This is a genomic window from Streptomyces sp. S6, from assembly GCF_054880855.1.
The window spans coordinates 1-1,800 of the sequence record NZ_JBTYMC010000593.1 but is presented as its reverse complement, the minus strand read 5'-3'; the positions used below and the strand labels follow the sequence as shown (position 1 = coordinate 1,800).

Annotated in this window: 2 protein-coding genes; one reads left to right on the top strand and one right to left on the bottom strand. The window is 73.8% G+C overall.

Features of this window, described 5'->3' with window-relative positions:
* Nucleotides 1-1,500: site-2 protease family protein (locus ACVNF4_RS35605; protein ID WP_461806974.1), on the top strand; the 1,500-nt coding region annotated here is incomplete at its 5' end.
* Here ACVNF4_RS35605 and ACVNF4_RS35600 read toward each other — a convergent pair.
* A partial coding sequence (locus ACVNF4_RS35600) for a hypothetical protein (protein WP_461806973.1) occupies nt 1,497-1,800 on the bottom strand: 304 nt, incomplete at its 5' end. The genes ACVNF4_RS35605 and ACVNF4_RS35600 overlap by 4 nt on opposite strands.

Below are 1,800 nucleotides of genomic sequence, written 5' to 3'. Positions count from 1 at the left end.
CCGGACGGCACCTCCCGCGAGCCCGAGCACCCCGCCGAGCCGGCGGTCTCGAACCCCGCCGGCGAGGGCTCGCGCCCGGCCGATGACGCGACCCGGCAGATCCGCCTCCCCGCCGAACCGGCGGACACCCCGGCGTCGAGTGCTTCCGGCGAAGCGGCGGAGCAGGGCGGGACCGAGCCGTCCGCTTCCGTCGACACGAAAGCCCCCTTGCCCGAGGAAACGCCCGCCCCGGAACCCCCGGGCCCGGGGACGCCTCCCGCCAGCCCCTACACCACCCCCGACCCGCACCCCCACCACCCGCACGCGCACAGCGCGGGTGCCGGGAAGAAGGAGGCGGAGAAGGCGCGGGAGCCCCGCAGCGGGATTCTGATGGGGCGGCCGTTCGGGGTGCCCGTGTACGTGGCCCCCAGCTGGTTCCTCGTCGCCGCGCTCATCACCTGGGTGTTCGGCGGCCAGCTGGACCGCGTGCTGCCCGACCTCGGTATGGCCCGCTACCTCGTGGCCCTGTTCTTCGCCGTCGCGTTCTACGCCTCCGTCCTCGTGCACGAACTCGCCCACACGGTCGCCGCCCTCCGCTTCAAACTCCCCGTCCGCCGCATCCAGCTCCAGTTCTTCGGCGGCGTCTCGGAGATCGAGAAGGAGGCGGAGACCCCCGGCCGCGAATTCTGGCTCGCGTTCGTCGGCCCGCTGCTCTCCCTCGTCCTGTCCGGCCTGTTCTACCTGGCGATGCTCCCGGTCGAACCCGGCACGGTCCCCGGCGTCCTCCTCGCCGGCCTGATGATCTCCAACCTCATCGTGGCGATCTTCAACCTCCTCCCCGGCCTCCCCCTGGACGGCGGACGGATGCTGCGCGCCGTCGTCTGGAAGATCACCGGCAAACCCATGAGCGGCACGATCGCCGCCGCCTGGGTCGGCCGCGCCCTCGCCGTCTCCGTCCTCATCGGCCTCCCCCTCCTCACCCAGTCCGGCGCCCTCGGCACCACCGCCGAGGACAGCGTCGGCATGGACACCGTCACCGACGCCCTGCTCGCCGCGATCCTCGCCGCGATCATCTGGACCGGCGCCGGCAACAGCCTGCGCATGGCCCGCCTCAGGGAACACCTCCCGCAACTGCGCGCCCGCAACCTCACCCGCCGCGCCGTCCCCGTCGAGACCGACACCCCCCTCTCCGAGGCCCTGCGCAGGGCGAACGCGGCAGGCGCCCGCGCGCTGGTCGTCGTCGACGCGAACGGCGAACCCCTCTCCCTCGTCCGCGAGGCCGCCATCGTCGGCGTCCCCGAACACCGCCGCCCCTGGGTCGCCGTCAGCGGCCTCGCCCAGGACCTCACCGACGGCATGCGCGTCTCCGCCGAACTCGCCGGCGAGGACCTCCTCGACGTCCTGCGCGCCACCCCCGCCACCGAGTACCTCGTCGTCGAGGACACCGGCGAGATCTACGGCGTCCTCTCGGCCGCCGACGTCGAACGCGCCTTCGTGAAGGCGATGGCCCGCCCGAACTAGACCACGCCCCCGCGCACACGCCCCAGCCGCTCCACGAGCAGGTGGTGGACGAGCAGCGACAGGAACCAGGTCACCGCGCCCCCGACCAGGAACAGGGGGAGCGGAGCGAGGCCGGGACTGCCCTGCCGCAGCAGCCGGTACACGGGAAGGTGCAGCAGGAAGACGCTGCACGACATCCGGCCCAGCTCCGTGACCAGATCGCCCGACAGCAGCCGGGCCAGCGGCCCCCGGCCGGCGCAGAGCACCGCCGTCAGCACGGCCGCGCCCAGCACGACCGCGGCCACGTACCCGTCGCCGGCC